The organism is Clostridioides sp. ZZV15-6383 (assembly GCF_020657735.1).
Classification (GTDB): Bacteria; Bacillota; Clostridia; order Peptostreptococcales; family Peptostreptococcaceae; genus Clostridioides; species Clostridioides difficile_D.
Map to the genome: position 1 here is coordinate 1 of NZ_JAGWCV010000090.1, position 7614 is coordinate 7614.

General features: G+C 26.9%; 7 protein-coding genes. 2 read left to right on the forward strand and 5 right to left on the reverse strand.

Annotation, left to right across the window (positions count from 1 at the left end; translation table 11 throughout):
• Positions 1 to 714 precede the first annotated feature (714 nt).
• Positions 715 to 1092, reverse strand: coding sequence for a RidA family protein (locus tag KGF42_RS18220; protein WP_003421988.1), 378 nt, complete (start codon positions 1090 to 1092; stop codon positions 715 to 717).
• An 852-nt stretch (positions 1093 to 1944) separates the two neighbouring features.
• Between KGF42_RS18220 and KGF42_RS18225 the strand changes: the two genes are divergently transcribed.
• Positions 1945 to 2430 (forward strand): hypothetical protein, encoded by a 486-nt coding sequence (locus KGF42_RS18225; protein WP_227826826.1) that lies wholly within the window; start codon positions 1945 to 1947, stop codon positions 2428 to 2430.
• Between the two features lie 230 nt (positions 2431 to 2660).
• Here the strand turns inward: KGF42_RS18225 and KGF42_RS18230 are convergent, their stop codons facing one another.
• The 3 genes from KGF42_RS18230 to KGF42_RS18240 all read right to left on the reverse strand — a co-directional run bounded on the left by KGF42_RS18230 (position 2661) and on the right by KGF42_RS18240 (position 4890).
• On the reverse strand, positions 2661 to 3200 hold the full coding sequence (locus KGF42_RS18230) for a flavodoxin family protein (protein ID WP_227826827.1): 540 nt from the start codon (positions 3198 to 3200) through the stop codon (positions 2661 to 2663).
• The gene (locus KGF42_RS18235) at positions 3193 to 3606 is read right to left on the reverse strand and encodes a MerR family transcriptional regulator (protein WP_227826828.1); all 414 of its coding nucleotides are present in this window, start codon (positions 3604 to 3606) and stop codon (positions 3193 to 3195) included. Before KGF42_RS18235 ends, KGF42_RS18230 begins: the two co-directional genes overlap by 8 nt.
• 162 nt (positions 3607 to 3768) lie before the next feature.
• Positions 3769 to 4890, reverse strand: coding sequence for an aldo/keto reductase (locus KGF42_RS18240; protein ID WP_227826829.1), 1122 nt, complete (start codon positions 4888 to 4890; stop codon positions 3769 to 3771).
• Positions 4891 to 5488: 598 nt separating this feature from the next.
• Here KGF42_RS18240 and KGF42_RS18245 point away from each other — a divergent pair.
• A complete protein-coding gene (locus KGF42_RS18245) occupies positions 5489 to 7141 on the forward strand; it encodes a cell wall-binding protein Cwp21 (protein WP_227826830.1) in 1653 nt (550 codons plus the stop codon).
• Positions 7142 to 7449: 308 nt separating this feature from the next.
• Here KGF42_RS18245 and KGF42_RS18250 read toward each other — a convergent pair.
• The coding region (locus KGF42_RS18250; RefSeq protein ID WP_227826831.1) for a transposase at positions 7450 to 7614 on the reverse strand (165 nt) is incomplete at its 5' end.

Sequence of the window (7614 nt, forward strand, 5' to 3'; positions counted from 1 at the left end):
TAACCTTATACCATCTAACCAATTTTTTCTACTTTCGTAACTTTCACACTTAGGTTTATTTCATCCTTATGTTTTAGTTTGGTTAGCTTTAGGGGTTTCCAGCAATTCAAGTAGTATTGGATAGGTTTTATCCTATCTCTACATATAAGTTTCCCTATATGCTGACTATTTTAGCTACTAACTCATGACTAAAGTCACGAGTGTGCGTAGCTATTTTTTAATCAACTATTTCAATATCTACATCTAACACACTAGCTACTGTTTCAGTGTATTTTATCATTTCTTGTTGAAATTCTTTTAATTTACTTAACATAGTCTCCCCCATTAAAATTTAATTTACCAAATTATAAGTTTAGCTATATTTTAACATATAGTCAATTTTTAAAATATATATAAAACATTACTTATTTATATATTTGCATTAAAACACATAATATTAATTATAAAAAGCTTGTTTTATACAGTGATTACCTTAATTATAATATACAAATAAAAAAATAAATCACAATACAATAATAAAATACAAAAAAGCCTTCCGCATATAACAAATATATTTTTAGCACAAAAATATACATCATATGAGAAAAGCTCAATAGTTAAATATTTAGATAGATTTTTATATAGACTTTTTTAATATAAACTTTCTTAATTGTAGACTTTTTTATTAGTTTTTAATTTTCATTAGTTTTGTTATTGGTTTTATTGTTATAATACTTATAATACTGCCATTGCTTCAATTTCTAAAACTGCATCTTTTGGTAATTGAGCAACTTGTACACATGATCTTGCTGGTGGATTTTCTTTAAAGTATGTAGCATACACTTCATTAATATCATTAAAATCCTTTAAATCTTTTACAAATACTGTAGTTTTAAATATTTTATCCATACTTGTACCAGCTTGTTCTAATATTGCTTTTACGTTATCTAAAGAAGCTTTTGTTGCTTCTTTTGGGTCAGATACTAACTCACCAGTCTTCATATCTATTGGAAGTTGACCTGATGTAGAAACTATATTTCCAACTTGTATCGCTTGAGAATATGGTCCAATTGCTCCTGGAGCTTTCTCTGTAGCTATTACTACTTTTGACATAACTTCACCTCCTATTATTAAGTTATATTTACAGGAAAATAAAATTTCCTAAACACCAATATCAATACGAAACTTTAGATTAAAATTCAAATCTAAAGCTTCAAATAACCAACACTTAGATGATTATGTTTATTTGTGTTCTTGTTAACTTTTATTAAAGCAATTAACATGCCAAACTTTATTTATATATAAAATTTTGTGAAGTCATTCAAAACAGTTACTTCTGAATTTTTTTGTGAAAAAAGCTTTAAAATAACTCTTTTATAATGTCAATTTTTTTCTCATATCTAGAAATTTACCAACATGAGAATTCTTGTTTTGAGAATTTACAAATTAAAAGTTGTTTTTTAATCTTAAATTATCAAGTTATTACGTATGAAAGAACTATAGTTGACAATCCAACTACTATAAATAATAAAACCTTTACCCAGACCTTGTTTACTCTAGTTATCATAGAGCCTATTGAAAATATAATAGCTAAATATAATAGTAACCAAAAAATTATCAATATCCTATCACCATTGCTGAAAATCCAAAAAACTACCTTTTAATAGTCTTACTTAACAATCTAATTAATCTCATAATAAATTTACAACCTATAAATAAATTGTTATATTGGCTATATCTCAACAACTTTCTCCTTTCCTAGTTTTAAATCTTTTATAGAATTGTACCACGTCTAAGTGAATTTTCATACTATTAAGTCTTATTTCTAATAAATCATTAACTCTCATTCTATGCCCAATAATGTAAGATTGTAGTGATTTTATTGATTTTAACAACTTTATTTAATATACTGATATTAATTATTTTCATATGAAATTATTATTTATATAGGGGGAATTTTTTAATATGAGCAAAAGTGAATTAACAGCAGAAACAACAGAAGAAATGTTAGAGGTACTAAGTGGTAAAGATTATGATATTGCATGTAATTTGCACGAACTTGGTAAATCACTAGATTGTAAAATTGAACCAAAAATAGGTGCTCGTTCTTATAAAATAGTATATTCAACTAAGAAACCAAAACGTAGCTTATTTACTATTGAGTGTAATGAGAAAAAGTGGAGAGTTAAGGCAAATCTTTTTCATCTAAACAAATATAAGGATACTGTGGAGGAATGTTCTAAAACTATTAAAGACAGTATAACCAAAACTCGTACTTGCAAAAAATGTAATCCAAAGTGCATTGGTGGTTCTTCATTTGAATTAGATGGAAAGTCCTATTTGACTTGTATAGGAAGTGGGCATTATTTTGCAAATATGGAAGAAATAGATTGGAAAACCCTAGAAAAGCTAATTACTAAAGAAAATAATATCATGCAGGAATCTAGATAGTTTTTTAAGAGTAATTATTAAAATATATGAGTAACAATAGATACTTAAATAAACATCAAAAAATAAAGGGTATAAAGGATATAGAATAAAGAGGTTGTCTTAAAATACAGGTAAGACACTTTTTCATTGTTGAAATGATAAAAATGTATTTGATTTCATACAAAAAAAGAGTGCCTCATGAACTAAAAAGTTCATTTTGAGACACTCCCTTTATCCTATATACAAACATACTATGCTAGTCTACCCATTTCATATGCCTGTTTCATTGCCTCACTTCCCTTAATATCACCTACATGCCAAGCCCCTACACCATAAACTATACATTTTTCCTTAGCACCATTTAGACATGATGTAAATCCTCTAAATCCTTCTAATGTTCTTTCCATATCAGCCACATTTTCATCTGCTGCTGCAACAATAAAATAGAAATCTTTATCACAAATTTCAGTATATCTTGAACAAGTTCTATCAATCATAGTTTTCATTTGTGCATTCATAGTATAAAAATAAACTGGAGTAGCTAAAACAATAACATCTGCCTTAATCATTTTTTCAAGAATTTCTCCCATATCATCTTTCTGTGGGCAACTTGCTCCTTTTTCATAACAAGCACCACATCCAGTACAATAGTTAACATCTTTATCTTTTAAAAATATCTTCTCTACTTGATTTTTGGATTCTAACGCTCCTTGCATAAATTGGTCACACAATAAATCAGAATTCCCACCTTTTCTAGGGCTAGCTGATACTATCAATACATTTTTACTCATAAGATACTTCCTCCATTTTTTTATTTTCGTTGTTCTTTAATGCTTTTTCTTTCTCAATAATACTTTCTTCATATCTATCAATCTTAAAATTTAATCGTTCTAAAGTTTTTTGCATTTCTTCCATTCTTTTTGCTAGTTGGTTTCTCTGCTCTATTAAAAGTTCTTTTCTAGCTTGAATAGTGCTGTCGCCTTGTTGAAACATAGCTACATACTCAATCAATGTCTCAATAGAAAGACCTGCACTTCTCATACATTTTATGAAATTAACCCACTCGCAATCTTTTTCTGTAAAAGACCTAATTCCACTTTTATTTCTATTTACAGGTGGTATTAAACCAATTCGTTCATAATATCGTAAAGTATCTGCTGAAAGTTCGTATTTTTTACTCACTTCTGAAATTGTCACACAAATCCTCCTCCTTTCTTGATAGTGTATAATTTAAAATTCAATTAAACAGTTTGACGGACATTTCATCAATTTCAACTTTTCTATATATCATTAATTATTTTACTTATATTTCATTAACTTCAATTTTTATGTATAACATTAATTATTTTATGGTAACAATTATTTTTCAAAAATTTCTGCTACATTCTTCAAAGCATCTATAATTTTGATGTGTTGTGGACAACTTTCTTCACATTGTTTACATCCAATACAATCTGAAGCTTTACCATAAGTTTTAGTATAGTTATTATAGTAAACCATCTGTGTTGAAAATCCAGTATTAAGAGCTTGTTTTTCTGCATTGTACAATGCAAAATAGTTTGGAATAGCGATATTTTTTGGACATCCTTCTACACAGTACTGACAGGCAGTACAAGGAACTGCAATTGATTCATTGATAATTTCTACTGCTTCATCTATAATATTATATTCCTCTTGTACAAATGGCTTAAAGTTTTGCATATATCCTGTATTGTCTAATAATTGTTCCATATTTGACATCCCACTTAAGACCATCATAACATTATCTTTACTTGCTGCAAAACGTATTGCCCAAGATGGTATTGACATATCTGGATTATAGTCATTAAACAATTTTTCTGCCTTTTCTGGTATCTTTGCAAGTGTACCTCCTTTTACTGGTTCCATAACAATTACAGGTTTATTATGCTTTTCTGCTACTTCATAGCATTTTCTAGATTGTATACTTTCATTGTCCCAATCTAGATAATTAATCTGTAATTGTACAAAGTCTACTTCTGGATGTTCACTCAAGACTTTATCCAATAATTCTGCACTATCATGAAAAGAAAAACCAATATTCTTTATTTTCCCCTCTTTTTTCTTTTCTTCAATAAATTTAAAGCTATCAAATTTTTTGGCTATTTCATAGTTTGATACCCCTATATTGTGTAAAAGATAATAATCAAAATAATCTATACCACATTTTTCTAATTGCTCATTAAAAATAGTCTCTTGTTCTTCTTTTTTCTTTAAAGCCATCAATGGTAGTTTTGTGGCTACAGTAAAACTATCTCTTTTGTGTCTTTTTACTAGAGATTCTCTAAGTGCTATCTCACTTTTTCCCATATGATATACATAAGCTGTATCAAAATATGTAAATCCTCTCTCTAAAAAAATATCAACCATTTTATTTAAATATTCCATATCAATAGTTGTAACATCATTTTCATCTTTTATTGGTAAACGCATTAATCCAAATCCTAATTTTTTTGACTCCATTGTTTTACTTCCCCCTTTGAAACTTATTTTTTATTTTTCTGCATTAACTGTTCTTAAAAATATCTATAAATCTTGCATAGTTATACTTTACTACTTAGAGTTAACTTCAAGTCAATAGGTTTTTTTATTTTAAAGTAAATATTATAAAAATATAGTTTTTAATGTTAAGCTACTGGATGTTATCTCTACTTTCTACTTCTCAAGCTCCACAAGAAAAAGTACTTCATAAAATCAAATTCATAAGTATTGCTATAAATACTTTCTAGACATATTTATAAGGAAATCATCTAAAGTAGAATATTCTCTAACAAATTTAGGAATAAGTTTTGTACCTGTTTTAGAACATATGAAACAATGTTAAAAGATTTATTTATGAAAATATAAAAATGAATAATGTATACCCTTTTTAAAAAGTATTTTCCTTTTTACATTTATGATACAATATTAAGTATAAAAATGGAAATTTTATATTATTTTATATTAAAATATTCTTATCTGTTGATTTTATAGTCTCAAACTCAATATCAACTTGATTTTAAGATTATATTTTAATAAGTGATGCTAAATAATAAAATTTTAAAGATTGTGAGGTAAAAATATGAATAAGAAAAATTTAGCTATACTAGTATCAGGTATTATGTTTTTTTCTAGCTCTTCAGCAATTTTTGCAGACAGTGCTACAAAACAAGAAAGATTAATAGGTAAAACAAGATATGAAACAGCTGTAGAAGTAAGTAAATTGGGATGGGTTCAATCAAAAACAGCCATTATAGTCAATGGTAACTCTATTCAAAGTGCTCTTTGTGCAAATCCATTTGCTAAGCTAAAGAATGCACCTATACTTTTAGTAAATAACAATAGTATCGAAAATTCGACTAAGGCTGAACTTAAGAGACTCGGTGTAAACAATGTGTACATAGTAGATAACGGAAATAGTATCTCTTCTAAAGTAGAAAATGAAATAAAGTCACTTAACATAAAAATAAATAAAATAGTAGGAAATAATATATATGAAATGTCTACAAATGTACTTAAAGAAATAGATAAAATAAAAAAGGTGGAAAATGTTGCAGTTGTAAATGGATTAAAGGGGTTATCTGATGCAGTTAGCATAGCTTCTCCAGCAGCAATACATAATATGCCTATAATACTAGTATCAGATGAAAACAGTAATGATAGCAGTATGAACTTCTTAAACAATAGGTCCATAAAAAAATCTTACATAGTTGGAGGAGATAAGATTTTATCAGACAATGCAGTAAAGAAATATCCAAATAGAGAAAGAATTAGTGGTTCAGATAGAAACAATACTAATGCAAAAATTATTGAGAAATTCTATAAGGACAAAAAAATAAATAATGTATTTGTAGCCAAAGATGGTATTAACCAAGAAAATGCACTGGTAGATTCATTATCAATAGGAGTACTCGCTGCTAAAGAAAATTCTCCTATAATGATATCTAATGGTAGCCTTGTAAATAGTCAAAAAGAACTCATTAAAAATAAAGATATAGATGAAATAACACAAGTAGGAGGAGGATATAACCAAAAAGCATTTGAAGATATTTTAAAACTAAAAAATGTCAACATAAGAAATAAAGCTAAAAAAATATCCTTAATAGAGGCTAAAAAAATATTAAAGCAAGCTCTTCCAGAAAGTAATATTCTAGTTTGTTACTATGATGAAGATGATAATAAATACGACTGCAAAGTTATAAAAGATAATGTCGTATACGAGATAGAAATTGATGCCTACTCTGGTAAAATAATAGAAATTGAAAAAGATGATGATTTAAATGATAATAATTTAGGCACACAAAATATATCATTAGATAAAGCTAAGTCTATAGCACTAGATGCTGTTCCTAATGGTAATTTAATCTATTGTAAATATGATGCTGAAGATAATGAATATGAGGCTAAAGTAGCAAAAAATAAGAAAACATACGAATTAGAGATAAATGCATTTGATGGAAGAATTATAGATATTGATATAGACAATGATTCTGATGATGACTTTGATGATAACGACAATAATAACTCTAATACTAATAACAACAATTCTATTATTAGTGCTGAAAAAGCTAAATCAATAATGCTAAACAAAGTACCTGGTGGAAAAATAGTAAAACTCAAGTATGATAAAGATGACAAGGAATATGAAGGTGAAATGATAAAAGGAAATACTGAGTATGAGATAACAATCAATGCAATTACTGGTGAAATATTAGAGTTTGAAATAGACAATTAATAAAAAATATATATTTTATTAATTATTACAAAACAAAAAAGCCATAAGTGCTGGATTTTTCGAGTCTGGAAAGATTTATTTGTATTCTTTAAATAAAAATTTATTTTTTAAGTGATAATTAAGTATTTGTTGATAAGGCTATTGCTTTGAAAATCATAGCCTTATTTTGATATTTTTCCATTTTTGCAAAAATTATTACCCCTTTAAGAAAATTTCTTAATTTTTTTGAAATTTTTCTTTATTAATTTAGAGTTAAAATTCTTTCTTCAAAATAAATACTTAAATGAGCTAAAATTTGAGTCCAATTTCTAATCTTTTGAGTACATTCCAATTACTTGGCTCTCTCTTCCTGATATATCATTTTCATAATTTCTAATTACCTTTGGTTCAAAATCTCCATTTCGGTCTCTTGGAATATTTAAAGTTATTTCTCCAAAATCTGATTTAACATTTTTATTTCTATATCCATTTCT

Bases quoted from the DNA above. Each gene is read 5' to 3' on its own strand.
- KGF42_RS18230 (WP_227826827.1), bottom strand. From the start codon at position 3,200: ATGAGTAAAAATGTATTGATAGTATCAGCTAGCCCTAGAAAAGGTGGG.
- KGF42_RS18225 (WP_227826826.1), top strand. From the start codon at position 1,945: ATGAGCAAAAGTGAATTAACAGCAGAAACAACAGAAGAAATGTTAGAG.
- KGF42_RS18240 (WP_227826829.1), bottom strand. From the start codon at position 4,890: ATGGAGTCAAAAAAATTAGGATTTGGATTAATGCGTTTACCAATAAAA.
- KGF42_RS18245 (WP_227826830.1), top strand. From the start codon at position 5,489: ATGAATAAGAAAAATTTAGCTATACTAGTATCAGGTATTATGTTTTTT.
- KGF42_RS18220 (WP_003421988.1), bottom strand. From the start codon at position 1,092: ATGTCAAAAGTAGTAATAGCTACAGAGAAAGCTCCAGGAGCAATTGGA.